We start from the raw sequence: 503 nt of genomic DNA, 5'->3' as shown, positions 1-503 counted from the left end.
GAGACGGTGTCGTCGCCTTGCCCGGCGATGATGGTGTCATTGCCTTCGTCGCCCTGGATGGCGTCGTTGCCGGTGCCGCCGTCGATGATGTCGTCGCCCTCGCCACCGGAGATGGTGTCGTCGCCGTCGTCGCCATGGATGATGTCATTGCCGGCCTCGCCATAGAGGAGGTCATTGCCGGTGCCGCCGGAGATGAGGTCGTTGCCGGTGCCGCCGAAGATGATGTCGTTGCCGTCATTGCCGAAGAGCTGGTCGTCGCCGTCCCCGCCATTGATGTGGTCGTCGCCAAAACCGCCGGTGACGCTGTCATTGCCGGCGCGGGCGTCCACGATGTCGTCACCGGAGAGGGCATCGATGTCGTCATCCCAAGGGGTGCCGGCATAGATGTCGGCATTGGCGGTGAGCTGCACCTGGTTGCGGGTGATTTCGAGGGTCGCGGTCTGGACGATGTGGAGGAGACCGTCGCTGATCTCATAGGTGAAGGTGACGAGACCGAGCATGCC

Annotated in this window: 1 protein-coding gene; it reads right to left on the bottom strand. The window is 64.0% G+C overall.

The features are described 5' to 3' along the window. A partial coding sequence (locus tag JP75_RS24405) for a calcium-binding protein (RefSeq protein ID WP_160194780.1) occupies positions 1-503 on the bottom strand: 503 nt, incomplete at both ends.

It is taken from the genome of Devosia riboflavina, from assembly GCF_000743575.1.
GTDB classification, from domain to species: domain Bacteria; phylum Pseudomonadota; class Alphaproteobacteria; order Rhizobiales; family Devosiaceae; genus Devosia; species Devosia riboflavina.
The sequence above is the reverse complement of the archived record's forward strand: the minus strand, read 5'-3'. Positions and strand labels throughout refer to the sequence as shown.